Origin of the sequence: Arthrobacter sp. zg-Y40 (assembly GCF_020731535.1) — a bacterium.
Taxonomy (GTDB): domain Bacteria; phylum Actinomycetota; class Actinomycetes; order Actinomycetales; family Micrococcaceae; genus Arthrobacter_B.
The window spans coordinates 503703-529245 of sequence record NZ_JAJFZS010000008.1 but is presented as its reverse complement, the minus strand read 5'-3'; the positions used below and the strand labels follow the sequence as shown (position 1 = coordinate 529245).

23 protein-coding genes and 1 tRNA gene are annotated in these 25543 nt (G+C 67.3%); 14 read left to right on the top strand and 10 right to left on the bottom strand.

The genetic code is table 11. The annotated features are described in order from the left end of the window. Window positions 1-6 precede the first annotated feature (6 nt). Together LJ754_RS09840 and pyk are read left to right on the top strand one after the other, a co-directional pair. Window positions 7-567, top strand: coding sequence for a hypothetical protein (locus LJ754_RS09840; RefSeq protein ID WP_227926421.1), 561 nt, complete (start codon window positions 7-9; stop codon window positions 565-567). A gap of 216 nt (window positions 568-783) precedes the next feature. Next, on the top strand, window positions 784-2295 hold the full coding sequence (pyk, locus tag LJ754_RS09835) for a pyruvate kinase (protein WP_227926419.1): 1512 nt from the start codon (window positions 784-786) through the stop codon (window positions 2293-2295). 85 nt (window positions 2296-2380) lie between these two features. Here pyk and LJ754_RS09830 read toward each other — a convergent pair whose 3' ends face one another. Then, entirely contained in the window at window positions 2381-2992 is a 612-nt protein-coding gene (locus LJ754_RS09830) for an ANTAR domain-containing response regulator (RefSeq protein WP_227926417.1), read from the bottom strand. Between the two features lie 124 nt (window positions 2993-3116). Between LJ754_RS09830 and LJ754_RS09825 the strand changes: the two genes are divergently transcribed. Continuing rightward, window positions 3117-3201, top strand: a tRNA-Leu gene (locus tag LJ754_RS09825). A gap of 90 nt (window positions 3202-3291) precedes the next feature. Here the strand turns inward: LJ754_RS09825 and LJ754_RS09820 are convergent. Then, a complete protein-coding gene (locus LJ754_RS09820) occupies window positions 3292-3906 on the bottom strand; it encodes a DUF1349 domain-containing protein (RefSeq protein WP_227926416.1) in 615 nt (204 codons plus the stop codon). Between the two features lie 162 nt (window positions 3907-4068). On the opposite strand from LJ754_RS09820, the gene LJ754_RS09815 reads away from it, so the two are divergent. After that, on the top strand, window positions 4069-4221 hold the full coding sequence (locus LJ754_RS09815; protein WP_227926414.1) for a hypothetical protein: 153 nt from the start codon (window positions 4069-4071) through the stop codon (window positions 4219-4221). After that, window positions 4218-4688 carry an NUDIX domain-containing protein gene (locus LJ754_RS09810; RefSeq protein WP_227926413.1) on the top strand — a complete coding sequence of 157 codons (471 nt, stop codon included), beginning with the start codon at window positions 4218-4220 and terminating at the stop codon, window positions 4686-4688. Before LJ754_RS09815 ends, LJ754_RS09810 begins: the two co-directional genes overlap by 4 nt. Window positions 4689-4725: 37 nt before the next feature. On the opposite strand, the gene LJ754_RS09805 is transcribed toward LJ754_RS09810, so the two are convergent. Beyond that, window positions 4726-5478, bottom strand: a complete 753-nt coding sequence (locus LJ754_RS09805) for a MerR family transcriptional regulator (protein ID WP_227926412.1) — start codon at window positions 5476-5478, stop codon at window positions 4726-4728. A gap of 182 nt (window positions 5479-5660) precedes the next feature. Between LJ754_RS09805 and LJ754_RS09800 the strand changes: the two genes are divergently transcribed. After that, complete coding sequence (locus LJ754_RS09800) at window positions 5661-7088, top strand: ABC transporter permease (RefSeq protein WP_227926411.1); 1428 nt, start codon at window positions 5661-5663, stop codon at window positions 7086-7088. A 16-nt stretch (window positions 7089-7104) separates the two neighbouring features. Here the strand turns inward: LJ754_RS09800 and LJ754_RS09795 are convergent, their stop codons facing one another. Next, a complete protein-coding gene (locus tag LJ754_RS09795) occupies window positions 7105-7695 on the bottom strand; it encodes a helix-turn-helix domain-containing protein (RefSeq protein WP_227926410.1) in 591 nt (196 codons plus the stop codon). 112 nt (window positions 7696-7807) lie between these two features. Here LJ754_RS09795 and LJ754_RS09790 point away from each other — a divergent pair, with 112 nt between their 5' ends. Continuing rightward, window positions 7808-8809 (top strand): NAD(P)/FAD-dependent oxidoreductase, encoded by a 1002-nt coding sequence (locus LJ754_RS09790; protein WP_227926409.1) that lies wholly within the window; start codon window positions 7808-7810, stop codon window positions 8807-8809. Window positions 8810-8813: 4 nt separating this feature from the next. On the opposite strand, the gene LJ754_RS09785 is transcribed toward LJ754_RS09790, so the two are convergent. Further along, on the bottom strand, window positions 8814-9485 hold the full coding sequence (locus LJ754_RS09785) for a TetR/AcrR family transcriptional regulator (RefSeq protein ID WP_227926408.1): 672 nt from the start codon (window positions 9483-9485) through the stop codon (window positions 8814-8816). A 151-nt stretch (window positions 9486-9636) separates the two neighbouring features. Here LJ754_RS09785 and LJ754_RS09780 point away from each other — a divergent pair, with 151 nt between their 5' ends. The 4 genes from LJ754_RS09780 to LJ754_RS09765 all read left to right on the top strand — a co-directional run bounded on the left by LJ754_RS09780 (window position 9637) and on the right by LJ754_RS09765 (window position 15145). Continuing rightward, complete coding sequence (locus LJ754_RS09780; protein ID WP_227926407.1) at window positions 9637-11808, top strand: ABC transporter permease; 2172 nt, start codon at window positions 9637-9639, stop codon at window positions 11806-11808. Window positions 11809-12006: 198 nt separating this feature from the next. Next, window positions 12007-13164 carry an NAD(P)/FAD-dependent oxidoreductase gene (locus LJ754_RS09775; RefSeq protein WP_227926405.1) on the top strand — a complete coding sequence of 386 codons (1158 nt, stop codon included), beginning with the start codon at window positions 12007-12009 and terminating at the stop codon, window positions 13162-13164. Then, the gene (gene sigJ / locus LJ754_RS09770; RefSeq protein ID WP_227926404.1) at window positions 13101-14048 is read left to right on the top strand and encodes an RNA polymerase sigma factor SigJ; all 948 of its coding nucleotides are present in this window, start codon (window positions 13101-13103) and stop codon (window positions 14046-14048) included. Before LJ754_RS09775 ends, sigJ begins: the two co-directional genes overlap by 64 nt. Window positions 14049-14317: 269 nt before the next feature. Then, entirely contained in the window at window positions 14318-15145 is an 828-nt protein-coding gene (locus LJ754_RS09765) for an SDR family NAD(P)-dependent oxidoreductase (RefSeq protein ID WP_227911183.1), read from the top strand. On the opposite strand, the gene LJ754_RS09760 is transcribed toward LJ754_RS09765, so the two are convergent. Next, window positions 15142-16017: a putative protein N(5)-glutamine methyltransferase gene (locus tag LJ754_RS09760; RefSeq protein WP_227926403.1), complete on the bottom strand. Its 876-nt coding sequence runs from the start codon at window positions 16015-16017 to the stop codon at window positions 15142-15144. The genes LJ754_RS09765 and LJ754_RS09760 overlap by 4 nt on opposite strands. A 48-nt stretch (window positions 16018-16065) precedes the next feature. Continuing rightward, entirely contained in the window at window positions 16066-17067 is a 1002-nt protein-coding gene (locus LJ754_RS09755) for a sugar-binding transcriptional regulator (RefSeq protein WP_442860126.1), read from the bottom strand. A 113-nt stretch (window positions 17068-17180) separates the two neighbouring features. On the opposite strand from LJ754_RS09755, the gene LJ754_RS09750 reads away from it, so the two are divergent. After that, window positions 17181-18956 carry a glycerol-3-phosphate dehydrogenase/oxidase gene (locus LJ754_RS09750; protein ID WP_227911186.1) on the top strand — a complete coding sequence of 592 codons (1776 nt, stop codon included), beginning with the start codon at window positions 17181-17183 and terminating at the stop codon, window positions 18954-18956. A gap of 79 nt (window positions 18957-19035) precedes the next feature. Here the strand turns inward: LJ754_RS09750 and LJ754_RS09745 are convergent, their stop codons facing one another. Beyond that, the gene (locus LJ754_RS09745) at window positions 19036-19653 is read right to left on the bottom strand and encodes a malonic semialdehyde reductase (protein WP_227911187.1); all 618 of its coding nucleotides are present in this window, start codon (window positions 19651-19653) and stop codon (window positions 19036-19038) included. A 115-nt stretch (window positions 19654-19768) separates the two neighbouring features. Next, window positions 19769-20260 carry a CarD family transcriptional regulator gene (locus LJ754_RS09740; RefSeq protein ID WP_227926402.1) on the bottom strand — a complete coding sequence of 164 codons (492 nt, stop codon included), beginning with the start codon at window positions 20258-20260 and terminating at the stop codon, window positions 19769-19771. A 290-nt stretch (window positions 20261-20550) separates the two neighbouring features. On the opposite strand from LJ754_RS09740, the gene hrpB reads away from it, so the two are divergent. Beyond that, on the top strand, window positions 20551-23091 hold the full coding sequence (hrpB, locus tag LJ754_RS09735) for an ATP-dependent helicase HrpB (protein WP_227926599.1): 2541 nt from the start codon (window positions 20551-20553) through the stop codon (window positions 23089-23091). Between the two features lie 118 nt (window positions 23092-23209). Then, window positions 23210-24223, top strand: a complete 1014-nt coding sequence (locus tag LJ754_RS09730; protein ID WP_227926598.1) for an FUSC family protein — start codon at window positions 23210-23212, stop codon at window positions 24221-24223. Here LJ754_RS09730 and LJ754_RS09725 read toward each other — a convergent pair. Beyond that, a complete protein-coding gene (locus LJ754_RS09725; protein WP_227926401.1) occupies window positions 24220-25263 on the bottom strand; it encodes a hypothetical protein in 1044 nt (347 codons plus the stop codon). The genes LJ754_RS09730 and LJ754_RS09725 overlap by 4 nt on opposite strands. Window positions 25264-25543: the final 280 nt, after the last annotated feature.

Here is a 25543-nt window from a genome sequence, read left to right as displayed (position 1 = left end):
ACTCAAATGGACGAATTTCTCACCTTCGCCGGCATCACCGGCGCGCTGTTGCTGGGACTCTTGACGCTGGTCTTTTACATGATGAACCGGGCCGAGGCGAGGGAACTGAACAAGGACCCGCTTCGCCCGCCGGTGGTGGTCCGGTTCCGGCCCAAGGCATTCCTCTGGCTGGTTGCCGCCATTGCCGGCGGCGCGCTGTACCTGTTCCTGGCTGTGACCATGTATCCGGTATGGAACGTGCCGAGCTACGCCGTGGGCCTGATCCTGGTGGTCCTGATCGGCGCCATCCGTCCCATCTATGCCGCGAAGGTCGGCCAGCCGTTTACGGTCGCTCCGGCAGGGGCGACTGGGGAGGCACCGGACGGGCTGCCGCTGCCGGCACCGGCGGGCGGTGCTCCTATCCAGCAGCACTACCCCGGCTACTACGCCGCCCCTGCCGGCACGGATGCCTTCGGGAACCCGCTTCAGGCGCCGCCCGCCCCAACTGCGCCGGTGCAGTACCCGGGCTTCTCCACGCCGTCGGACACCGGCCGTGACGCCGACGGCGGCCCTGCCCGAACCAGCTGACCCGCACGGGCTGCACAGATTCCCATCATCGTTGGCGAAATTAGCCCTTCCGCAGCAGCAGGAGGCGCCGTATTTTTCGGATTGTGGGAATCTGTGCAGCCCGGGTATCTACCGCCGGGCCGAAATGACTGCATGGCGGTCCCGCAAGGTGCCCGCACTGTGAGACCCGCGGCCCGGTCCCATGCGCAAACAGCCAAGGCGGACTAGGCTAGGAATATGAGACGCGCAAAGATTGTTGCCACTTTTGGACCAGCGATCGCCAGCTACGAGAATACGGTAGCGGTTCTTCGCGCGGGCGTGAATGTCGCCCGTATGAACATGAGCCACGGCGACCACTCCGTACACAACGCCACGTATGAAAACGTGCGCAAGGCCTCCGCCGAGCTCGGGATGCCCGTAGGCATCTTCGCCGACCTCCAGGGCCCCAAGATCCGGCTGGGCCGGTTCACCGAGGAACCCCACTTCCTGAATGTGGGCGATACCTTCACCATCACCACCGAAGACATCCAGGGCACCCGGGAAATCTGCTCCACCACGTACAAGGGCCTGCCCGGCGACGTGAAGGTGGGCGATTTCCTGCTGATTGATGACGGCAAGGTCAAACTCCGCGCCGTTGACGTCACCTCCACCACCGTGGTCACCCAGGTGGTAGTGCCGGGCAACGTATCCAACAACAAGGGCATCAACCTGCCCGGCGTTGCCGTGAACGTTCCCGCCCTGTCCCAGAAGGATGAGGATGACCTGCGCTGGGCCCTGAACCGCGGCGTCGACATGGTTGCCCTGTCCTTCGTACGTGACGCCGGTGACATTTCCCGCGTTCACGAAATCATGGACGAAGAAGGCCGCCGCGTACCGGTGATTGCCAAGATCGAGAAGCCGCAGGCCGTGGCCAACCTCGAGGAAATCATCGACGCGTTCGACTCCATCATGGTTGCCCGCGGCGACTTGGGTGTTGAACTGCCGCTGGAAGAAGTTCCGCTGGTGCAGAAGAACGCCATTGAGCTGGCCCGCCGCTGGGCCAAGCCCGTCATCGTGGCCACCCAGGTGCTCGAATCCATGATCGACAACCCCCGCCCGACCCGCGCCGAGGCCTCAGACTGCGCCAACGCGGTGCTCGACGGCGCGGATGCCGTCATGCTCTCCGGCGAAACTTCAGTGGGCAAGTACGCCATCGAAACCGTCGAGACCATGGCCCGCATCATCGAATCCACCGAGGAGCACGGCCTGAACCGCGTTCCGCCGCTGGGCTCCAAGCCGCGTACCCGCGGCGGCGCCATCACCCGTGCCGCCGTCGAAATCGCCGACCAGCTGGATGCAAAATACATCTGTACTTTCACCCAGTCCGGTGATTCCGCACGCCGCCTGTCCCGCCTGCGTCCGTCCAAGCCGGTGTTCGCCTTCACCCCCGTGGAGCAGACGTACCAGTACATGACCCTGTTCTGGGGCGTGGCTCCCAAGCTGGTGGACTTCGTCGAGCACACGGACCAGATGACCGCCCAGGTGGACCGCACCCTGCTCGAAGAGGAACTGGTGGAAGACAATGACCTGGTGGTCATCGCTGCCGGTTCGCCTCCCGGACAGGCCGGCTCCACCAACAGCCTGAAGGTGCACCGCGTGGGCGACATTGCCGACGCCGGCCAGCGCTACGAAGGCCAGGAGCGCATCAAGGAAAAGGTCGGCCCGTGGCCGGTCAAGGAAAGCAAGAAGGGCAAGGCCAAGGCCATCTAGCCTCCGCCGCCCGTACTGCACCTACAGGAAAGGTCCCGTCCAGATGGACGGGACCTTTCCTGTAGGTGCTTCGGTGTCTAGAAGATCAGTTGACCTGGTTGATGATGGTTTCGGCCACTTCACGCATGCTCAGGCGGCGGTCCATGGAAGTCTTCTGGATCCAGCGGAAAGCTTCGGGTTCGGTCAGGCCCATTTTGGTGGTCAGCAGCGACTTGGCACGCTCCACCAGCTTGCGCGTGGCGAACTGTTCCTTCAGATCGGTGACCTCTTCTTCCAGGGCCTTGATTTCCTCATGGCGGGAGAGGGCAATCTCGATGGCCGGAATCAGGTCCGCCGGGGTGAACGGCTTGACCACATAGGCCATGGCGCCGGCCTCGCGGGCGCGCTCCACGAGTTCTTTCTGGCTGAACGCGGTCAGCAGCACTACGGGGGCGATGCGGGCCTTGACGATCTGCTCGGCGGCGGTGATGCCGTCCATCAGCGGCATCTTCACATCCATCAGCACGAGGTCCGGTTTCAGTTCCTTGGCCAGCTGAACGGCCTTCTCTCCGTTGTCAGCTTCGCCGACGACGTCGTACCCCTCACCGGTGAGGATCTCGACAATGTCGAGGCGGATAAGGGTCTCGTCTTCAGCGACGAGAACGCGGCGGGCCGGGGCGTTGGTGTTCGACGACGCGGACTCGGTGGACTCTGACACGGGTGGCTCCTCAGGTACGGTCTCGCCTGCCGGCGGACCGGCAGTTCACGTAATCAGCCTATCCGCATGTAGAGTTGTTTTGCGTCCAACACGGCAACTACCCGTTGTTCGTGACACAGGGCACGCCCGAATGGCGGAATTGGCAGACGCGCTGCACTCAAAATGCAGTATCGAAAGGTGTGTGGGTTCGAGTCCCACTTCGGGCACCAATTGTTGAAGAGGCACCCCGGTCTTCGGACCGGGGTGTTTTGTTTTGGCTGCGACCAGCGCCCTGTACCTCGTGGAAGGATCCATCTGCCCTAGTTGTCCGAAGTGGCGGGTCCGTGCCCGTCGTCGGGATGGAGGTCAATCCCGTGGGAGGGATTGATCCGGAAATCCGTAAAATCAACGCGCAGGGCAGCGCGGGTGGGGGAGCAGGCCAAGATTCCCGCCTGGCAGGGCCGGTCGTCCAGCGGGAGATACGCGAGCCGCAGGCTGCTCCACCGGGAGTCTGGCCCCTGCGGCTCCAGATACGACACGTGGATTGCATTGGCTTGCCGCGACAGTTGCAGGGTCACCTCATTCCTGCTGCTTGCCAGCGGCCTCAGCGACCAGTCAGACGTGCCGTTGGTGACCACCGTGCTCAGCTGCAGTGCGCCGTCGCTGTACTCCACCCCCGCCTTGACCCAGGTCCGCTCATTCGCCCGGACCATAAGGCCGGCCTGGTCATAGAGCGTGGTGAAGTCACCGCTAAACGTCACGGCCACTGTGAAGTCGCCCGTCACCTCCCGGTAGAAAAAATGTCCGCTATCCCGGATAAACCCATAGTGGGTTTCCCGCCAGAAGTCGGTCTCAAGGGCGGTATGAAGGGTTAGTGAGTCACCGGTGTCCTGCCACTTGGGCGGTTCGTTGAGCCACTTCATGCTGTTGAACATTTGCAGGCCTTCCTGACGGGTTGCTGCCGCACGGCACGCCGCGAGCTTAGCCAATAATCCCGGGTAGGACAGCTACGGGACACGAGCCGACGCGCAAGCGGCCGGCTGGGCTAGGCTGGAGCGCGCCTTGCCCGCATACCCGCCAGAGGAGAATGATTCGCCGTGTCCGAACGGTTCCAAGTAGTGCCGGCCAGCTGGGCCACCGCCGCCGCGGGGCATGTGGAGGCGGGGGAGTCCGCCGTGCAGGCCGCTGTCCTGGAGCGCCTGCGCAGCGGTGTACCGCCGATTGTCGCGTTCGGATTCGAGTACGCATGATCCACAGTGCGGGCCTCCTGCTGTACCGGCGGCAGCCGGACGGCCTCCAGGTCTGGATCGGCCACATGGGCGGGCCGTTCTGGGCCCGGAAGGACGAACACGCCTGGTCCGTGCCCAAGGGTGAATACCTGCCGGGGGAAGAGGAACCCCTGGCCGCGGCGCTGCGCGAATTCGGTGAGGAAATGGGGAGCCCGGCGCCGGCTGCTGAGTATGAGCTGCTGGGCAGTTTCCGCCAGTCCTCGAAAAAGACCATCACCGTGTTCGTTGCCGAGGCGGAATTCGCGCCGGAGCGAATAGCCAGCAACACGTTTGCCCTTGAGTGGCCCAAGGGCTCGGGCCGGGTCCGCGAGTATCCGGAGATTGACGACGCCGGCTGGTTCCCCGAGCCCGAAGCCCGGACCAAGCTCGTGAAGGGCCAGGCGCCGGTGCTCGACGCCCTGCTGCGCCGGCTGGCGGGGCAAGCCTAAAGGCTGAGGGATCCCCGGTCGGGGGATCCCTCGGCCGTTACCCCGCGAGGGTCTGCGCGTACGCAACCAGTGCGTCCCGGACAAACCGGGCACCGGAGGCGAACTCGCGGGTGTAGTGCGCCGCGAACCGTTCATCGGCGGCGTACATCTGCGCGAGGCCGGCCAGCATCTGCGGATCTCGCTGCCGCTTCCCGGCGCCGGCGGCAATCCATTCCGCGTGCCGCCGGGCAAGCTCCTGCACCTGCGCAGTGTCAGGTGACAGCCCGCGGCGCTGCACGTCGTCCCAGGCATCCTGCAGGGAGGCGTGTTCGGCCGTGAAGCCGCGCTTGCCTGCGTCATCCAGGGAACGCCACCACCGGTCGGATTCCGCATAGGCCTCCCGGCCCCAGCGTTCCTCCACCTCCTCGCGGTACTGCGTGGAATCGAATCCTTCAAACATCTTTTCCGCCATGATTTCCTCTCCGCCTTCCAGGGCAGCCAGGGTTGAGCGCACGGCAACAACCTGCGCCTGCAGCCGGTGCTGTTCGGCCTGCAGCTGGACCAGATGCCGGGCCAGGGCCGCGGCGTCGTCCTGTTCACCGTGCAGGACCTTCCGGATTTGCGGCAGCCCCAAGCCCAGGCCGCGCAGCAGCAGGATGCGCTGCAGCCGCACCAAGGCGTCCCGGTCGTATCGCCGGTACCCGTTGCTGCCTACCCGGCTGGGCGGCAGCAGGCCGATGCTGTCGTAATGGCGCAGCGTACGGGACGTGGTCCCGGCAAGCTTCGCCACTTCCTTGATGGACAGATCCATGTGCCCTCCCTTTCGCTGTATCTCCAGCGTAGAAGTTGACGCAGCGTCAAGGTCAAGTGACTGGCGAATCCGCCCGTCGGACGGCCTGCAGGCCGCCGGGCATATCCGGAGCACGGGCCGGGCGGCTACCCTCAAACGGTAGGACTGAGAACATCCCAGCAGTTGCTCCGGGAGGTATGCCCATGCCCGCACATTCAGCGCAACCGGCCGGACCCCAGTCCGCCGCTTCCGGGCGGCAACAACCGCAAGCCGCGCCCTCGCGGATAGGCGCCTACCTCTCGCCGCGCACGTGGCTGCTGCCGGTGCTGGTGCTCCTGCTCCTGGGCGGCGCCGGCACCGCGCTGTACATCGGCGGGCTGGGCAGCCCGGGGAAGAATCTGGACCACTTTCCGATCGCCGTGGTGAACCAGGACCGGGGCGCGGACACACCCGGCGGAAGCAGGGAAAACCTGGGCGGTAACATCACCGACCAGATGCGGCAGGGGTTCGACGGCTCGGATGAGATCGATCTGCGGGTGCTGTCATGGGATGAGGCGCAGGACCAGATGCGCGACGGTCAGATCCACGGAATGATGGTGATCCCGGAAACATTTTCCGCCGATGCCCTGGCCCTGGTCAGCGGTGCCCTCAGCGACGCTGACGTGTCCCGCCCGGCCGTGACGGTCTATACCAATCCACTGGCCGGTCCGCTGGCCAGCAGCCTCGCCACCGGCGCCATCAACCCGGCCCTGGACCAGGCCAACAAGAGTCTGGGGGAACAGCTGACCGCGTCCGCCCAGACCGCCCAGGCAACGGCACAGGCGGACCTGCAACGCCGGTTGGAGGCGCTGGGCGCGGACCTGCCGCCGCAGCTGGAACAGCAGCTCGCCCCACGCGTTGACGGAACCTCCGCAGACCTGCTTGAGGATCCGATTGCCGTGACGACCACCGCCTTCGAGGAGCCACCGGAGGGCGCAGCTCTGGGCGAGGGCGCCTTCTTCTACTCGGTGCTGCTGATGGTGGTGGGTGTCAGCGGGTCAGTGTCGCTGCATTTCCTGGTGGATGCGCGGCTGGGGGTTGCGCCGGTGGAGCTGGGAACACGTTTTGTCCTGGACCCGCCGCTGCGTCCAGGCCGCTGGGCCACCTATCTGCTGATGTGGGGGATTGTGGTAGTGGGTGCGCTCCCCACGGCCGGACTCATGATGTGGGTGGCCTCCGCCGTCGGGATGCCGATCCCGCACGGGGCGTTGTTCTTCTTCACCACATGGCTGTCCATCGTCACGGTGTCCGCCGTGACCCTCGCCCTGATCGCCCTGCTGGGCAGCGCCGGCATGATTCTGTCGCTGATCTATGTGGTCTTTATGGGCCTGCCTTCCGCCAGCGGTGTGGTGCCCCTGGAAGCCCTGCCCGGCTTCTTCCGATTCATTGCCCCAGGTGAGCCGCTGTACCACATGACCACGGCCAACCGGGCGGTGCTGTACTTCGACGCCGAGGCGGACGCCGGGCTGCAAAGCGGGATCATCGGGATGCTGATCATCCTCCTGATTGCGGTGCTGGTGGCTCTGCTGGCTTCCCTGGTTTACGACCGGCTGCTGGGCCGCCGGGGTGCAGGACTGCCGGCGGCGGCGTAGGCCAGCGAAGCGTCAGTCAGCCCCGGGTGCCCGACGCCGGCCGCGCCCGCAGGTGGGCCCGCTCGCCCTGCGGTCCAAACAGGGCCAGGAACTCGACGGCACCGGGATCGGCGTTGTCCATCCAGTGCGGAGTGCGGGTATCGAATTCCGCGGCTTCGCCGGGCAGCAGGATCAGCTCCTGCGATCCGAGCAGCAGCCGCAGCCTGCCGCTGAGCACGTAAAGCCACTCATAGCCTTCGTGCGTCTGCAGGGAGGGTTCCCCGGCCGTGCGCCGGGCCGGGAGGATGTACTTGTACGCCCGGACCCCGCCGGCCCGCTCGGTCAGCGGGATGATGGTGGCTCCGCGCCGGCGCAGGGGCCGCATGTGTACACGGGGATCCCCGGTGGCCGGGGCGTCCACCAGTTCATCCAGGGTGACTCCGTAGGTTCGGGCCAGCGGCATCAGCAGTTCCAGGGTGGGTTTGCGCTGGCCGGATTCCAGCCGGGAGAGGGTGCTCACGGATATGCCGGTACCCGCTGCCACCCGTGCCAGCGTGGTGTGCCGTTCCAGTCGGAGGGACCGCAGCCGGGCACCGACCGCGTCAAGTGAAGTATCGGCGTCGTTCATAGGAAGAGTTTGCCATAGCGGCAAAGAATATTGCTCCCGCGAAGTGCTCGACCGGACACTGAAGGCATCGAAAACTACGTCCGGGAACGGACGGCGGAGGAAAGGCAAACTCATGGAACGAGCAGAAGAGAGCGGTACGCCGCAGGGGGCGTCCTATGACGCGGTTGTGATCGGCGGCGGTGCCGCCGGGTTGAACGGCGCGCTCGTGCTGTCCCGCGCCCGGCGGTCCGTTGCGGTGGTGGACGCGGGGGATCCCCGCAACGCGCCGGCCGCGCAGATCCACAACTACCTGGGCCGGGAGGGCGCCGCGCCGTCCGAGCTGTACGGGACCGGACGGGACGAGGTGCGCAGCTACGGCGGAACAATCCTTGAAGGACAGGCGTCCACCGTTCGGCCGAATCCAGACGGCGGATTCACCGTGCTGCTGGCCGACGGGCGGGAGCTGGGTGCGCGCCGGATCCTGGCTGCGTCCGGGGTCCGGGACATCCTGCCGGACATCCCCGGCATTGCCGGGCGCTGGGGAAGCACGGTGCTGCACTGCCCGTACTGCCATGGATGGGAGGCACGGGACAAGGCCATCGGCATCCTGGGCACGGATATGGACGTGGCCATGCACCAGGCACTGCTGTGGCGGCAGCTGAGCGACGACGTCGTGGTGTTCCTGCACACGGCAGGGGAACCGGACGCCGGGCAGGCGCGGCAACTGGCAGCGCGCGGGATCCGGACGGTGGCCGGGGAAGTGGTTGGTGTGGAAGGCACCGGCGCCGCTGTGCGGCTGGCCGGAGGCGAACTGGTGGAGCGGGATGCCCTGGTGGTGTTTACGCGGCTGGAGGCCCGGGCGGGGTATCTGGCGGATCTGGGCCTCGTCCCGGCCGAGCAGTACATGGGGGAGGCTCCGTTGGGGACCGCCGTCCCGGCCGGGCCCACCGGAGCGACATCGGTGCCCGGCGTCTATATTGCCGGCAACCTGGCCAACCCTTCCGTGCAGGTGATTGCCGCCGCGGCGGCAGGACTGATGGCGGGGGCGGCGATCAATGCGGACCTGGTGGCTGAGGACACTGCGCTCGCCGTGGCGTCGGCCGCGGGTATGCCCGGGGTGTCCCAGGCCTCCTGACTGCCTACAAAAGGTAAACCGAGGACGGCGCCGCCAGGAAATCCCCCGGATGCGTTACGGGTGCAGCGAGCATGCCGGCGCAGGAGTCAACGAGGAAGTAACCGACGCCGGTCCAGTTCGGTTCTTCCACCCCGGCGTGGAGGCGCGCCTCGTACTCGGCGCAAACGCCCAGCACCATACCGCCGAGAATCGAGGAGCGGCCGTAGAGGACGGAAGGGGTGACGTCGCCCGCGGCGGCGTGGGTGCGGCGGACCAGTTCCTCCATCACGGGACTGGCCACCGCCGCACTCACCACTACCTCGTGCACGGACGGCGCACTGCGGATCTGTGACACGAAGCGCGCCCGCCAGCTGGGCACGGGCAGCGAAGCCAGATGCTCAACCCACGGAAGGATCATGGCCGCGAGCAGGTCCGGCAGGGCGGCATCGGGCGGCAGGGTCTCAAACAGCTCGGTCCGACGCCGGTTGGTGTCCTCCAGGTGCCGCGTTGCGAGCGTCCGCAGCAACTCGTCCCGGCTGCCGAAGTGATAGGCGACGGCGGAATGGTTGGCGGTGCCGGCGTGTTCGGCAATCCGCCGGTTGGACACCGCGTCGATGCCGTAGCGGGCAAAGAGTTCCTCGGCCGCGTCCAGCAGTACCGCGCGTGCCTTGTCGCCGTGCTGTCCCATGCCGCTCATCCCTCTTCCAGACGCTGTTCCGCACGTCGATTACTGATTTTACGCCACATGGCGTAATTTTGACGAGTTGGTCCCACTGACCCCGCCCGGGCCGCATCCGGTCCCCGGCGCACTTCGCACCACCTCGTATATTCAGCACAGGAGCACGTTCTTGACCAATTCTTCCCCTACCTCCACCGACTCCCCGCCGGAGAATGATCCGGGAGCGGAGCCAGCTCAGGAAACGGAAAGCCAGGACCTCGAAGCCGCCGCCGCAAAGCGGGCCAAGGCTGAGAAGATCGGGCGCTACGTCGCCATGTTCCTGATGCCCCTGCTGATGGTGTCCATGCTGGTGGGCGGCTACCTGGCTGCCATGCACTCACCCACCCCGCACAACGTGCCGATCGCCGTCAGCGGCTCCGCCCAGCAGGCGGACCGCTTTGCGCAGGCACTGGAATCCGCAAACGCCGACGCCGTCGATGTCCGGACAGTGGACTCTGCCGACGATGCCCGCCAGCTGGTGCTCGACCGCGAGGTCAGCAGTGCCGTTGTGCTGGGTGACGGAACCGCCACTCTCTACACTGCCGGTGCCGCCGGCGCCTCCCAGTCCAGCACGGTCACCGCACTGCTCGCACCCCAGGTGCTCGCCTCGGGCCTGACCCTGCAGACCGAGGACCTTGCTCCGCTGCCCGCCAATGATTTGGCTGGCCTGGGCGCAATGTTCATGACCACGGCCCTGATGCTGGCGGGCTACATGCCGTTGAGCCTGGCCCTGTCCAACTCTCCGGAACTAATGCGCTTCCGCCGCTTCGTTCCGCTGCTGGCCGGCTGGTCCGCACTGATCGCCGCCCTGGTCTGGACCGTCGTCGGCCCGATCATGGGGATCGTCGAGGGCCACACGGCCGCCGTCCTGGGGATCAGCTGGCTCGCCGTGTTCTCGGTGGGCAGTGCGCAGCTGTTCCTGACCCGCATCCTGGGTCCGATGGCCGTCCTGGTGGGCATGCTGTTCCTGATGGTGCTGGGCGTTCCCTCCTCCAACATGAGCATGTCCGTACACACCATGCCCGGTCTCTACCCGTTCCTGCACAGCTTCCTGCCCGCTGCAGCCACCGGTGAATCCCTGCGGTCCGTCCTGTACTTCGACGGAAACGGCGCGGGCCGGCACCTGATGGTGCTGGTCATCGGCGCCGTGGCAGCCCTGCTGCTGACCCTGGGCATTGATGCCATGCGCCGCCGCAAGGGCAAAGACAAGCCCCTGGCCGTCAACGTTGCATCCCTGCACGGCGGGCCCCGCCCGAAGAACCGCGCCTGGCGCTACGTCACCCTCGGCTTCCTGCCGCTGATGATGGTAGCGATGATGCTCTCCCTGATGCTGGGCGCCATGTACCAGCCCACGCCGCGGGACATGCCCGTCGCCGTCGTCGGAGCCACCACAGAACAGGCCGAGCAGGCAGTTGCCGGGCTTGAAGAGAACATGTCCGGGCTCTTTGACCTGCGCGCCATGGACTCCGCCGATGAAGCGCGGGACCAGGTCCGGGACCGGACCATCACCGCCGCCTATGTGCTGCCTTCGGCCGAGAATCCGAAGTCCACCCTCATTGCCAACCAGGCTGCCGGCATGAGTGCCCAGCAGGTGGTCAACCGTGTCTTTACGCAGGTTGCCGCCGGTCAGCAGATGCAGCTGACCACGGAGGACGTGGCACCCCTGCCGAACAAGGACTCAATGGGCATGTCCACCATGTACATGGCCATGGGTTGGATCATGGCAGGCTTCATGATCATCATTGTTGGCTCCACAGCACAGCCCGCGAGCCGTCCGCTGCGCAAGCTCGTGCCGATTACGGCCGGCTGGGCCGTGGGCTACTCGGCTCTGCTGTGGGTCATAGTCTCCGTCTTCGTAAACGCCATCGACGGCCACTTCCTCGCCCTTTGGGGTACCGGCGCCGTGGCAATCTTCTGCGTCGCGATGTTCACCGCGGTCCTGGAACGCCTGATCGGCATGCTGGCCATCCTGCCAGCCATCGGCATCCTGATGTTCCTGGGCATTCCAGCCTCCGGCGCGGCAATGTCCATTTACATGGAGCCGGAGTTCTTCCGCGTCCTGCATGATTACCTGCCGATGCCGGCAGCGGTCGAAGCCATCCGATCCATCCTGTACTTCGGCGGCGACACGGTGGGTTCACACCTGCTGACGCTGGGTATTTGGGGTGCTGCTTCCCTGGTGGTCGTCATGATTATCGACCGCATCAAACCGCCCCGGGACGAAGCCTGGCCCACGGACGAAGCACCGGTGGAGCCTGCCGCAGACAACGCCGCAGACCGCCCGGAGCCGGTCCGCGCCTGATTGACCGCAGTTCCGCAGCCGGCAACGGTTGAGGCAGGGCCCGCCACCAACGGTGGCGGGCCCTGCCGTTTAATGCGGGGGAGCCGCAGCCGTTCCTGCAGATCCGTTCCTGCCGGCCGGTCACAGAACCGGTCCGGCCGGTGTCCTATGTTCGGGCCGGCAGCCGCCGGTACGGAGGGACAAGGTAAGGAGCAAGCCATGGGCAGCACAGCACTGATTGTGGGCGGAGGATACGCGGGGGTGATGGCCGCCAACCGGCTCGCTGCCGCGCAGCGTCCGGGCCTGGCGGTCCAGCTGGTCAATCCCCGGCGGCGGTTCGTGGAGCGGATCCGGCTGCACGAATATGCGGGCGGAAGCCGTGAGGACCCCACTGCGGCCTTCGAGTCGCTGCTGCACCCGGCGGTCCGGCTGGTGCACGGCAGCGCAAAACGCATCAACGACGGCTACCGGACCGTGCTGCTGGCAGACGGCCGGACAATGCCCTGGGACTACTTGGTGTACGCCGTGGGATCCGGACACTCGACGGTACCTGCCGGGGCATTGGCAGTGGACCGGCTATCCGACGCGGCGGCGGCCCGCCGGGAACTGGCAGCCCTGGCGCCGGGCGCGGGGGTGGCCGTGGTGGGCGGCGGATTGACCGCCGTCGAGACGGCCGCGGAAACCGCCCGCGCCTTCCCGCAGCTGCGTGTGGCACTCTACAGTGCGGGACCGATAGCACCACGGTTCGGGGAGCAGGGCCGCCGGGCGCTGGAACAGCGGCTCCGCCGGGCCGGGGTGCAGCTGCATACCGGCAGTCCCGTTCCGCCCGACGGCGACGTCCGCCGTCACCTGGGCGCCGGCGTCGTGCTGTGGTGTGCCGGGTTTGCCGCACCGCCGCTGGCAGCGGTGAGCGGGTTGCCGGTGAACGGAGAGGGCAGGCTGCGCGTGGATCCGACCCTGCAGGTGCCCGGGCACGGGAGGATCTACGGCGCCGGCGATGCTGCGGTGATTGACCGGCCGGAGTACGCCTATTTGCGGATGTGCTGTGCCGCGGCGATGCCCATGGGGGCCGGCGCCGCCGGCAACATCCTGCGTTCCCTGGACGGCGCCGCGGGTGCGCGTCACGACAGCGGGTTCCGCGGCGTCTGCGTTAGCCTGGGCCGCAGCGACGGAGTGGTCCAGTTTGTGGCTGCGGACGATTCGCCGGCCCGCCTGCACCTGTCCGGCAGGACGGCGGCGGTCCAGAAGGAAATAATATGCCGCATGACGCTTCGGTGGATCCGCGGCGAAGCTAAACGAAGCGGAGCATACACATGGCCAACCGGTCCGAAGATGCAGCCCTCGGCGCCGGCGGTGCAGGCCCAGACGCAGGGCTGAGCAGCGGTCTCCCGGAGCGGAACTCCCAGTTCCTGAACCACCGTGCGCTGGTGTTCACGATTGCCTACGACATCCTGGGGACCGTGGCCGATGCCGAGGACGTGGTGCAGGAATCCTATTTGCGCTGGCGGGCGGTGCCTGAACCAGTGGCTAATCCGCGGGCCTACCTGGCGCGGATAGCCACCCGGCAGGCACTGAATTCGCTCCGCGCAGCCAGCAGGCGGCGCGAGGAGTATCCGGGCGAATGGCTGCCCGAACCTTTGCGCACCGGCCCGGACGCGCTGGCGTCGGACCCGGAAGCCGCGGCGCTCACCGCCGGCGAGGTGTCCACTGCCATGCTGGTGGTGCTGCAGGCCCTGACCGGCCCGGAGCGGGCTGCGTTCCTGCTCCACGACGTCTTTGACTTCGGTTATCCGGAAATTGCCGCAGCCCTGGACGCCGGCGAACCCGCGGCGCGGCAGATGGTCCACCGGGCACGTGTCCGGCTCCGGTCCGGCACGCCCCGGACGGCTCCGGATACCGGTGAGCACCGCGCCGCCGTCCAACGGTTCCTCGCAGCCGCCATGACCGGGAAGGTCCAGTCCCTGCTGGACCTGCTGGCTCCGGAGGTGGTGTTGGTGTCCGACGGCGGCGGCAAGGCCAGCGCGGCGCTGCGGCCGGTCCACGGCCCGGAGAAGGTGGCGCGGCTTATGCTCGGTCTGGCCGGCAAGTACGGGGCCGGAGCAGTGCCGGAGTTCGTCGAACTCAACGGGCTGCCCGCCGTCGCTTTCCGGGAGGCGGGCGCGGTCACCACGGTTTTCCAGCTGGGGCTGTCCGGAGACGGCCGGGTGCAGGCCGTCTTCGCCGTCCGCAACCCGGACAAGCTGCTGCGCCTGCAGGGGTAATTGCCCTGGGATTTCCTGAGCGGGAAGCTTTCCGGGCCGGAACCCGGCTAAACCTGCAGAACATCCCACGGAGTGTGACTCGTGTGCCTTGTGGGGAAACACCAGCCCCAGGTGCCCCAGAGCGTGGGAAAATCTGCTCACGTCAAGGCAGCACGGGCGTGGGGACGCCGGGCCGCCAGTGCCGACCGCTGTCGAGGCCGGCAGATTCGGTACTAGTGTGTGATGCGGACGGCTGCCGCATCCGGGGGCCATAACGAAGGCAGGCTTCCGTGGCTCCCAAGACCATTGTGATCACCGGCGCCAGCGACGGGATCGGTGCCGCCGCGGCCAAGCAGCTGGCGAAGAAGGGCCACCATGTGGTGGTGGTCGGGAGGTCCCGGGAGAAGACTGCTGCAGTGGCCGGGCAGACCGGCGGCGAGTACTGCCTGGCCGACTTCGCGGAGTTGGACAGCGTGCGGAACCTCGCCTCGGAACTCCTGCAGCGTTACAGCCGCATTGACGTGCTGGCGAACAATGCCGGAGCCATTTTCGGCAAGGAACGGCAGGTCACCGGCGACGGGCATGAGATGACGTTCCAGGTGAACTACCTGGCGCCGTTCCTGCTCACCCGGTTACTTACCGACCGGATCATTGCCTCCCAGGGCACGGTCATCAACACCTCCAGCGTGGCCAACCGGATCTTCGGGCACGTGGACCTTGAGGACCTTGAAGAGGAAAAGAACTACAACCCGCGCAAGGCCTACGGCGACACGAAGTTGGAGCAAATCCTCTTCACGGAGGAATTCGACCGCCGGTACCGCTCGCACGGCGCCACTTCCACGGCCTTCCATCCCGGCGTGATCGGCTCCAGCTTCTCCAGCTCCGAGGGCTCTGCCATGCGTTCGCTCTACCAGGCTCCCTTTGTACGCCGCCTGTTGCCCACCCCGGAAAAGGGAGCCCGCACCTTGCTCTTCCTGGCCGAAGGCACACCGGGGGAGGACTATCCCACCGGCCGTTACTTTGAACGCTGCAAGGTGGCTCGCCCGAACAAGCAGGCCGGCGACGCCGCGCTGGCCCTGGGCTTGTGGAACCGTTCCGTGGCGATGCTGGAGCCCTAGGGCCGGAATTCCGCCGAACCGCCCAGCACCGAACCGCCCAGTACCGAACCGCCCAGTACCGAACCGCCCAGTACCGAACCGCCCAGTACCGAACCGCGCAGCACCGTGGCATCCATGGCCCGGCGCCGCCGCACCGCGGGAACCAACCCGGCCGCGGCAAAGCTGTGCCTGAGGCCTTTGACCTGGCCGGCGGCGCATTCCACCAGCAGCACGCCCGACGGCGCCAGCCATGCCGGTGCCTGCGCAGCGATCCGGGACAGGACCGCCAGCCCGTCCGGGCCGCCGTCGTGCGTCACTTCCGGCTCGTGGAGCCGTGCTTCGGGCGGAAGCATCGCGAGCTGCCCCGTTGGCACATAGGGAGCGTTGGCCACCACCAGGTCCACCCGCCCCCGCAGCCCGCCGGGCAGGGCGTCGAAGAGGTTCCCCTGCAGCACCGTGACACGCGCGTCCAGGTTGCGCTGTGCGCAGGCCACCGCGGCTGCATCGATGTCCACGGCGAAAATCTTGTTTGGGTCAGCCCGGTGGGCAATCACGGCACTGACCGGGCCGGCACCGCAGCACAGGTCAACGACGACGGCGCGCGGCCGCTCCACCAGTTCGGTCACCGCCAGCCGGGCCAGGAATTCGGTGCGGCGGCGCGGAACGAACACTCCATCGCCGACGTTCAGGCGCAGGCCGCAGAACTGAGCCCAGCCCAGCACATACTCCAGCGGCCGCCCGGCGGCACGCTCGGCAACCATCCGTTCCAGTCCGGCGTCGTCCGCCGCCTCGGCCAGCAGCAGCGCGGCCTCTTCCTCGGCGTAAACACAGCCTGCAGCCCGGAGCAGCGCAGCCACGCGGCCGGCACCGGCCGGCGCAGGAGCTCTTCCCATGGCAGGAGTGTCCCGCATTCCGGGCGCGCCCGGTAGCGCCCGCCCGGACTATTCGGTGGCGGCCAGCCGGCGGGCGGAGTTCTCGTCCAGGATCAGGTCCGTGACCAGTCCCGCACGCAGCGCGCCCAGCAGGCTGGTGGTTTTGGTTTCCCCTGCCACTACGCAGATCCGCCGGGGCACCTGCCGGAGCGTGGCCAGGTCCGGGCCGGTGCTGCGGTCATTTAGCCGGATGCCGTCCCAGGTGCCGTCGGCACGGTAGAACATAGTGGCGACGTCGCCCACTACGCCTTCGGCCAGCAGGTCATTGACGTCCTCCTCGTCCAGGTAGGCACCGTTGTAGACGTGGCTGGGCACGCCGGCTTCCATCGACCCGACGCCGAAGATGGCCGTGTTCATCCGTGCCTGCAGGTCCAGGACCCGCTTGACGGGCCGCTCCCGCCACATGGCTTCCTTCGTGCCGGCGTGGTCAAAGAATGCCGGCACCGGGAACTGCACCACGCGGGCCCCGTAGGCGTGGCCGAAGCGCTGCAGGATTTCGCTGGCGTAAGTGATGCCCGAGGTGCGGAAGTTTCCGGCACCGTTCATCTGCACAATTGTGCTGTCATGGGTGTTCTTCATCGGGAGGTGCTGGCTGACCGCCGTCAGCGTTGATCCCCAGGCCACACCCACAATGGCGTCCGAATCAATAAGCGGACCGATCATGTGCGCGGCCTGCACGGCCACCCGCTGCAGCACCTGGGCGGGGGAGACGCTTTCGGTCACCGGTACTACGTTGGCCTGGATCCCGAACCGGGAACTGATCTGCCGTTCCAGTGCCGGCGCCCGGTCCGAGGGGCTGCGGATCTCTATCCGCACCAGCCCGGTGCTGCGTGCATGGGAGAGCAGCCGGGAAACCGTGGACCGGGAGATCCGCAGCTCGCGTGCAATCGCCTCCATGGTCAGGTTCTGCAGGTAGTACATCTGCGCCGCCCGGAGGGCGTCCCTGTCCCGCCCGTCTTTCTCCGACGCTCCGGGTCCAATGTGCTCCGGAAGCCCGGGAGTGAGACCAATGTTCACAAGTTGTCCGTCCGCACCGCTTTGTTGACCATAAAACCATTATCGCAGGGTGCACGTTTGTTCATTGACTCGATTGGGCGTGCCGGCGGCTTCGAACATTGTGGGATATGGCAATGCAGCCACAGAAGCGTTTGGAGATATACGTGGACAATTCCGTGAACCCCAGCAAGGACAAGACCGCCACCCGTCCGGTGGTGAAGCAGCTGAAGGACCGGCCCCGGGCTTCGGTACTGATCATCGGCGGCGGCATCAACGGCGTCGGCACATTCCGCGACCTGTCACTGCAGGGCGTGGACGTAGCCCTCGTGGAGCGCGGCGACTACTGCCAGGGCGCCTCGGGTGCGTCCTCCCACATGATCCACGGCGGCATCCGCTACCTGGAAAACGGCGAGTTCCGCCTAGTGCACGAGTCGGTCGTGGAGCGCAATGCGCTGCTGAACCTGGCCCCGCACTACGTCAAGCCGCTGCAGACCACCATCCCGATCACCAGCACGTTCTCGGGCATCACTGCTGCACCGATGCGCTTCCTGACGCACAAGCCGGGCAAGCCGAACGAGCGCGGCGCGCTGCTGATCAAGGCCGGCCTGATGATGTATGACTTCTTCTCCCGCGGCGGCCGCGTGGCTCCCAAGCACAACTTTGTCGGCAAGAAGAAGTCCCTGCAGGAACTGCCCCTGCTGCGCCCGGACGTTAAGTACACCGCCACTTACTTCGACGCTTCCGTGCACAACCCGGAGCGCCTGACCCTGGACGTGCTGCGCGACGGCCTGGAAGCCAACAAGCAGTCCCGCGCCAGCAACTACGTCAGCGCCGTGGGCACCACCGACGCCGGTACGCTGCTGCGCGACGAGCTGACCGGTGAAGAATTCGTGTTCGACGCCGACGTCGTCATCAACGCCACCGGCGCCTGGGTCGACGAGACCAACGATTCCTTCGGCAAGCGCACCTCTTTCATGGGCGGCACCAAGGGCTCGCACATCGTGCTGGACCACCCGGAGCTGCTCGCAGCATGCAACGGCCGCGAAATGTTCTTCGAGCACACTGACGGCCGCATTGTCCTCATCTACCCGATGGGCGACCGCGTCCTGGTGGGCACCACGGACATCGACGCCGACATCCGCGAAGCCTCGGTATGCACCGACGAGGAGATCGAGTACTTCTTCGAGCTCATCGCCCACGTATTCCCGACCGTTGACGTGCGCCGCGACCACATTGTGTACACCTTCTCCGGCGTTCGCCCGCTCCCGAAGCACGACGACACGCAGCCCGGCTTCGTGTCCCGCGACTACCGGATCGAGAAGCGCACGGACAAGCGTGCCGGCAAGAATGTCACCAGCCTTTCGCTGGTTGGCGGCAAGTGGACCACCTTCCGCGCACTGTCCGAGAACCTCGCCACCGAGGCCATGACGGCCCTCGGCATGCCGCGGAAGACGACGACGGCGGGTCTTCAGATCGGCGGCGGCAAGGACTTCCCGCGCACCGAGGCTGAAGAGCGCCTGTGGATCAACCGCACCGCCAACGAGGTTGCCGACCGTGACCGCGTCCGCGTCCTGCTGACCCGTTACGGCACCCGCGCCACCGACGTGATGGCCTTCCTGGCCAAGGGCACCGACCAGCTGCTGGCCTCCACCAACGAGCTGAGCACCCGCGAACTCGAGTACATGGTGCAGAACGAGCAGATCACCCGCCTGGCCGACGTCCTGATCCGCCGCACCTCGCTGGCCTTCCGCGGACTGGTGTCCGAGGAAATGCTCAACGAGATGGCCGGCCTGCTGGCCCCGCAGCTCGGCTGGGACGACGCCGAAACGCGCCGCCAGGTCGAGTCCGCACGCGACCTGCTGGTCAATATGCACGGCATGAAGATCGCTGCGCTGGCTTCCTAGCAGTTAGCAGCAAAAAGGGCGGGCACCGTTTGGTGCCCGCCCTTTTTGCTTGGCTCCGGTTGCCGGGAGTCCGCGGAAACTACAGCTCGGTGACAGCCGTCGCGTAGTCCAGGCGCGGCAGGCGCGGGTACCGGGGTTCAGTTGCGGCCGGAACACCGATGTTGACCACAAGGATGGACTGGCGGTCCATCCCGGCGTGCAGGTCAGCATCCAGGGCAGCGGCGTCAAAACCGCCCATCGGCCCGGCGGCCAGGCCGAGCGCACGGACTGCGAGCAGGAAGTAGCCCGCCTGCAGGTGGGCGTTGTTGTTGCCCATTACGGCGCTGAGGTCAGGGTTCGCGGCAAAGACCGCGCCCTGGGCCGGGGCCGGAGGGAAAATGGCGGCAAAGTGCTCGTGCCACTGACGGTCAAAGCTGAGCACGGCAGTCATCGGAGCTGCGGCGGTCTTGGCCTTATTGCCGTCCGCCATGTGCTCCACCAGCCGCTGCCGGGCCTGCGGTGTACGGACCCAGGTGATGCGCAGGGGCTGGATGTTCATGGCCGTGGGGCCCATCTTCGTCAGCTCGTAGATGGCGGCGAGCTGCTCGTCGGTAACCGCTTCGCCGCTGAATTCGGCCACGGTGCGGGCGTCACGGAAAAGTGAGTCCAGTGCTGCAGCGTCGAGCGCACTGGTGGATTGGATAGTGCCGTCGCTCATGCGCAGCAAACCTCCGTCATAGGTAATGGTTGAAGGTTTGACTATACATGGAGCGCAACGGTACTCCGTCCACTGTTACCCGGTGTTGCCTGTATTGCCCGGTGCGGCCCGCTGCTCAGGCCGCAGCGCCGGACGGCGACCACACGGCGTCGAGCCGCACGCCGGCGTCTTCCTCGGAAATTCCCAGCGCCAGGGAGATCTCGGTCAGCAGGGGCCGGCGCGCATGGCGCAGCATTTCGCGTTCGGCCTGGGACAGTCCGCGCGCGGCGTCGCGCAGCATCAGGTTGCGGACGACGGCGGCAATCACCATTGGATCACCGGTTGCGAGTTTCTCGCTGTTTTCCTTGTAGCGCCGGGACCACTGCGGGTCCTCGTGGTCCGCCGGTGCGCGGAGCACGGCAAACAAAGTCTCCAAGCCGGGGCGGTCAAGGACGGGCCGCAGGCCCACACGGGCCATCTGGTCGACGGGTACCCAGACCAAAAGGTGCGATGACTGCACCTGAAGGACAATGCAGTCCTTCTGCATGCGGGGATGGGTCTGATAGGACATTACGACGGCGGGGCCGTGGTGCGGATGGACCAGGACCTGGCCTTCGGAGAATGGCAATCTGCTGCCTCCTGACGAAAATGGAGGACCAATGCTCTGCGTCCTTAGCCGGCAACCGGCCACCCGGAACCAGCCGGATGGGACGGGCCGCACCTGCGAGCGTGGCCACTGCTTTCCATTTTACTCCGCTGCTTCGCTCCAATCCGGTCTATGAGCGCGGTTGGGGGTCAGCGGAGCGCGAAAAAGCGAGCTCCTGCAACGCCCGGCACGGACCTGATCCGCTGGCGCGGCAGAATGGAAGGGTGAGTTCTCCCTTTGACCTGCCCGCAGTCGGGGCCAACCTGGTGTTTATGCAGTCCCTGCCTGCCCTCGCGGAGGTTTTGGCGAAGGGGGCGGGAACCGCCGTCGTCCAGGCGCCGCCGGGCACCGGCAAGACCACTATGGTTCCGCCCCTTGCGGCCAACATCGTGGCTGCCGCCGGCCGCCGGGGAAAGGTCATCGTCACCCAGCCGCGGCGGGTGGCCGCACGGTCCGCCGCCCGCCGGCTTGCCGCCCTGGACGGCTCCGCTGTGGGGGAGCGGGTGGGCTACACCGTTAGAGGGGAAAGCCGTACCGGCGCCGGCACCATGGTTGAATTCGTGACGCCGGGAATCCTGCTGCGCCGGCTCCTGGCCGATCCCGGACTCGAAAGCGCAGCGGCGGTGATCCTCGACGAAGTGCATGAACGCGGGCTGGAAACCGATCTGCTGATGGGCATGCTCACCGAGGTGCGCCAGCTCCGCGACGACCTGACGCTCATCGCCATGTCCGCCACCCTCGACGCGCAGCGCTTTGCCGCGTTGATCGGCGGCGACGGCGGCGATCCGGCTCCTGTGATCGGCTGCCCGTCGGCACTGTATCCGCTGGCGGTCTCGTGGCAGCCTGCGGCGGCGCCGAGGCTGGACGAACGCGGCATCACGCGCTCCTTCCTGGACCACGTAGCGGATACCGCAGCCCGGGCCCACGCCGAGGCCGTGGCGGCGGACCCCCAGGTGGATGCCCTGGTCTTCGTACCGGGGGCCCGTGAGGTGGCGCATGTGGCGTCCCGGCTGCGCTCCCGGGCCGGCCGCGGCACCGAGGTGCTGGAGCTGCACGGCTCCATCGGCGCGGCGGAGCAGGACCGTGCGGTCTCCGGCCGCGGACCCGGGGAGCCGGCGAGGATTATCGTCTCGACGTCGCTGGCGGAGTCCTCGCTGACGGTGCCCGGTGTCCGGCTGGTGGTCGACTCCGGCCTGGCACGTGAACCACGCCGGGACGCGGCCCGCGGCATGAGCGGCCTGGTCACCGTTTCCTGCTCCCGTGCCTCCGCCGAACAACGGGCCGGCCGGGCGGCCCGGCAGGGGCCTGGCCGGGTGGTGCGCTGCTACGACGACCGCGCCTACGGTGCGGCGCCGGCGCACCAGACGCCCGAGATAGCTGTTGCCGACCTGACCGCTGCGGCCCTGTTGCTGGCCTGCTGGGGCGCTCCGGGCGGCGTCGGACTGGCCCTGCCGGATGCGCCGCCGCAGGCTGCGATGCAGGAAGCCATGGCGACGCTGAAGACACTGGGTGCGGTGGATGGCGGGGGACACGCCACCTCCATGGGTAAGGTCCTGGCCCGGGTTCCGGCAGATCCCCGGCTGGCCCGGGCCCTCCTCGACGGCGCAGGGAGGGCGGGTGCCCGGACGGCTGCCGAAACGGTGGCGGCGGTTTCCGGTGACTTGCGTGCCCCGGGCGCTGATTTGACCCGGCTGCTGGGCACCCTGCGCACGGGCGGAATTCCGGGGGAGCGGCGCTGGGCCGAGGATGTCCGTCGGCTGGAACAGCTGGTCCGCCGCGAAGGGGCCCGGCTGCCGGCCGGCGGGAACGAGCCTGTGCCCGCTGCCGATGCCGTGGGCTTCACCGTCGCGTTGGCCTTCCCGGAACGGATCGCCCGCCGGGTTCCGGGTGCGGGTCCCGAACGGTACCTGCTGGCCTCGGGCACCCGGGCCGGGTTGCCTGCGGGCAGTCCGCTGACCGGCCAGGAGTGGATTGCCGTGGCCGATGTGGCCCGTGCGGAAGGCCGCGATGCCGCCGGCACGGGCGCCGTGATCCGCGCGGCAGCGCCGCTGGGCCGGGAGTCGGCGGAGGCAGCCTCGGGGCCCCTGCTGGAAGAGACACTGACCGCGGAACTGCGCGGCGGCAAAGTGGCGGCGCGGCGGGAGTACCGGCTTGGAGCCATTGTGCTTTCCTCCACACCCGTGCGCCCCGCCGCAGCGGAAGGCCGGCACGCCGTGGCCGCAGCGCTGGCCCGGCAGGGACTGGGCATCCTGGGTTTCTCTGCCGCCGCCGACACGCTGCGCCGCCGCCTGGCCCTGCTGCACCGCGAACTGGGGGAGCCGTGGCCCGATGTGTCCGATCAGGCCTTGCTGGCCCGGCTGGAGGACTGGCTGGCTCCGGAGCTTGAACTACTGGCCGGTGGCGCCGCCGTTTCCGGAATCGACCTGAATGACCCGCTGCGCCGGCTGCTGCCCTGGCCGGAGGCCTCCCGGCTGCCGGAACTGGTCCCGGAACGGCTGGAGGTCCCGAGCGGTTCGCGGGTGCGGATTGACTACCCCGAATACGGCGACGGGCGGCCCGTGGTCGCCGTGAAGCTGCAGGAGTGCTTCGGCTGGGCGGAAACCCCAAGGCTGGTGCAGGGGAGGGTGCCGGTACTGTTCCACCTGCTCTCTCCGGCCGGCCGGCCGTTGGCCGTCACCGATGACCTGGCGTCCTTCTGGTCCGGTCCGTACGCGCAGGTGCGGGCGGAAATGCGCGGCCGGTACCCCAAGCATCCGTGGCCCCAGGATCCGTGGAGTGCCCGGGCGACGGCGAGGACCAAAGCCAGGATGTGATGCGCCGAACTGCGACCATCCTCACACCGGCCGCTGCACAATCGGCAGCGGTACGGCTCCTAGGCTGGAAGTGCGGCAACGATTCCTAGGCCGCAGTGAAAGGCTTCCTGCACCAGTGATGACCCATGTCCGTGAATTCCTGAGCATTCCCTCCGGCCGCGGGCACCGTTTCCCCGCCGTCCGCGTTGGTCTCGGCTTGTTTTTGCCGCTGCTGGTCCTGGTCCTGCTGGGGCGCACGGACCTGACCATGTACGCAATCTTCGGCTCGCTGACCGGGGTGTTTGGCCGCAGCGAGCCGCATTGGCGCCGGCTGAAGCACCAGTCCGCCTCCGGTGCCCTGATGATCCTGACCGTGCTGGCCGGCGTTGCGCTGTCCCAAACCGACCCGGGGCCATGGGCCGTGGTGGCTATCGGCACGGTGATTGCCGGCTGCATTTCCGTGGCCGCGGACTACCTCCGGGTCAGGCCCGCCGGTCCGTTTACCTACATTTTCGCCTTCACCGCCACCTCCGCCGCGCCCTTCGCGGGATCACTCGCTGAAGCCTTCCTGACCGCCGCGGCCGGGGCGCTCCTGGCTGTGCTGCTGGGTGTGGCCGGCCGGGTACATGCCCGCCGGCATACCCCCGCGGTGCGACTCACCCGTGTGCCGCCTGCCTGGGGGCGGATTTTGCTGCACTCGGGCAGGTACACGGCGGCGGTGGCGGCGGCCGGCTCGCTTTCGGCGGTACTGGGACTGGGCCACGGATACTGGGCCATGCTGGCCGCCTGCGCGCCGCTGGCAGCCGCCGACGCCGCGTCGGGTCCGAGGCGGGCAGCCCACTTCATTCTGGGCACCTACGCCGGGGTGCTGCTCTCGGCCCTGCTGCTGCAGGTGCACTGGTCGCCGGTGGAGCTGGCGGTGCTGCTGGCCGTGCTGCAGTTCGGCGGGGAAATCTACGTCATCCGGCACTACGGAATGGCCATGGTGTTCCTCACGCCGGTGGCGCTGCTGATGACAGGGTTCACGCACAGCGCGGACGTGTGGGCGCTAACGATGGACCGGGCGTTGGAGACCACCATCGGTGCGCTGGTGGCCGTGGCGGTTATCGCCGGAACAACGCGCAGTGCGCAGGCGTTGCGCCCGGGAGCCTAGCTCCTGGACGCAACGAACAGCTGCGCCGGGCCGCGGACCTGCGCCTTCACCGGATCGCCCAGGTATAGGACCTTGGAGCCCTGGTCGATCGGAGTGGTTGTATCACCCACCGTGATTTCGGCATCCCCCAGCGCCGCCAGGACTACCGTAAAACGGCCCAGCTGAATGTCCCGCGGCGTCTCATCGAGGACCGCACGCTCCAGCAGGAGCTCATCGCTCCAGAGCGGAATCCGTTCCCGGAAGCTGTCTGCCTGGGTGACCGGGAGCGGTGCCGGCCCCGTCTGTTCCGTGGCCAGGATCTGCTGGAGCTCGTCCACGTTTATATAGTCCTTGGTCAGGCCCACCTTCAGTGCGTTCTCCGAAATGCTCATCACCACCATGGCCAGGCCGGAGAGGTAGGTGTGCATGCAGCCGGCCGGAGTGACCATGGCCTGCCCCGGTTCGAGGTGGAACAGGTTCATGCAGACGGCCAGCAGGATCCCGTGATCCCCGGGGAACAGCTCGCGGAGGCGGTGGACGACGGCGATCGTGTCCGCCACCGGGCCCGGGGACGGAGGGGTGCAGGCGGCCCGGTCCACGGCAGCATAGGTTTCCGCCAGTGCCCGTGCCTTCTCATCGGGCGTCATCCGGAGGATGGCATGGCTGGGGGATTCGTGGCGGAAGGCAGTGAAGGACCGCAGCCAGGGCAGGCCGAGTTCCTCCGCGATAACCCGCAATTCTGCCGGGCTGCGCTCGCCCGAGAGGACGCGGACGGGAGTAATGGCGACGGCCACCTCCAGCCTTGCGGAGCAGTCTTTATAGTTCCGGGTCCGGGCGTTCAGCGGCAGTCCCCGGGCCAGCTCGCGGATAAAGCCGGCCTGTGCCTGCTCCACGGAGGGATGGATGAGAATCTCCGGCGGAACGTCCGCGTCCACCAAGCGCATCCGGAAGGGGACGGGGCGATCCGGCAGGGCATCCGGCCCGGTGAATATCTCGGGATGTTCGACTATGAGCTGGTCCAGGGCGGCGGGAACATCGGCGGGATCCCACCGGATGAGCATCCCCGGTGCCTGCCCAGGCGCAGCGGTCGGACCGGTGGACGGGACAGGGGCAGCTCGCCGAGCCCCGCCGTGCAGTGAAACGGGGGGAATCGGCTGATCCATGTTGGGCCGCGGAACATCTATGAGGCCGTACAGGCGCGTCACGGCAGCGGAACCTCCCTCCCAAAGCCGTGTTGGACGATGAAAGTTCTGAGGCGGCGGAAACATCTTTCCGAACTCACATCACCGTTGATTGTGGATTCAAATGCTTACCCGTTAATTTTAGCGAGAGGGCGGGAGC

Bases quoted from the DNA above. Each gene is read 5' to 3' on its own strand.
- LJ754_RS09805 (WP_227926412.1), bottom strand. From the start codon at position 5,478: ATGGATCTGTCCATCAAGGAAGTGGCGAAGCTTGCCGGGACCACGTCC.
- LJ754_RS09820 (WP_227926416.1), bottom strand. From the start codon at position 3,906: ATGTTCAACAGCATGAAGTGGCTCAACGAACCGCCCAAGTGGCAGGAC.
- LJ754_RS09725 (WP_227926401.1), bottom strand. From the start codon at position 25,263: ATGCTCATCCGGTGGGATCCCGCCGATGTTCCCGCCGCCCTGGACCAG.
- LJ754_RS09840 (WP_227926421.1), top strand. From the start codon at position 7: ATGGACGAATTTCTCACCTTCGCCGGCATCACCGGCGCGCTGTTGCTG.
- LJ754_RS09785 (WP_227926408.1), bottom strand. From the start codon at position 9,485: ATGAGCGGCATGGGACAGCACGGCGACAAGGCACGCGCGGTACTGCTG.
- LJ754_RS09750 (WP_227911186.1), top strand. From the start codon at position 17,181: ATGGCAATGCAGCCACAGAAGCGTTTGGAGATATACGTGGACAATTCC.
- sigJ (WP_227926404.1), top strand. From the start codon at position 13,101: ATGGCCAACCGGTCCGAAGATGCAGCCCTCGGCGCCGGCGGTGCAGGC.
- LJ754_RS09790 (WP_227926409.1), top strand. From the start codon at position 7,808: ATGGAACGAGCAGAAGAGAGCGGTACGCCGCAGGGGGCGTCCTATGAC.
- hrpB (WP_227926599.1), top strand. From the start codon at position 20,551: ATGCAGTCCCTGCCTGCCCTCGCGGAGGTTTTGGCGAAGGGGGCGGGA.
- LJ754_RS09745 (WP_227911187.1), bottom strand. From the start codon at position 19,653: ATGAGCGACGGCACTATCCAATCCACCAGTGCGCTCGACGCTGCAGCA.
- LJ754_RS09775 (WP_227926405.1), top strand. From the start codon at position 12,007: ATGGGCAGCACAGCACTGATTGTGGGCGGAGGATACGCGGGGGTGATG.
- LJ754_RS09730 (WP_227926598.1), top strand. From the start codon at position 23,210: ATGACCCATGTCCGTGAATTCCTGAGCATTCCCTCCGGCCGCGGGCAC.
- LJ754_RS09800 (WP_227926411.1), top strand. From the start codon at position 5,661: ATGCCCGCACATTCAGCGCAACCGGCCGGACCCCAGTCCGCCGCTTCC.
- LJ754_RS09760 (WP_227926403.1), bottom strand. From the start codon at position 16,017: ATGGGAAGAGCTCCTGCGCCGGCCGGTGCCGGCCGCGTGGCTGCGCTG.
- LJ754_RS09795 (WP_227926410.1), bottom strand. From the start codon at position 7,695: ATGAACGACGCCGATACTTCACTTGACGCGGTCGGTGCCCGGCTGCGG.
- pyk (WP_227926419.1), top strand. From the start codon at position 784: ATGAGACGCGCAAAGATTGTTGCCACTTTTGGACCAGCGATCGCCAGC.
- LJ754_RS09810 (WP_227926413.1), top strand. From the start codon at position 4,218: ATGATCCACAGTGCGGGCCTCCTGCTGTACCGGCGGCAGCCGGACGGC.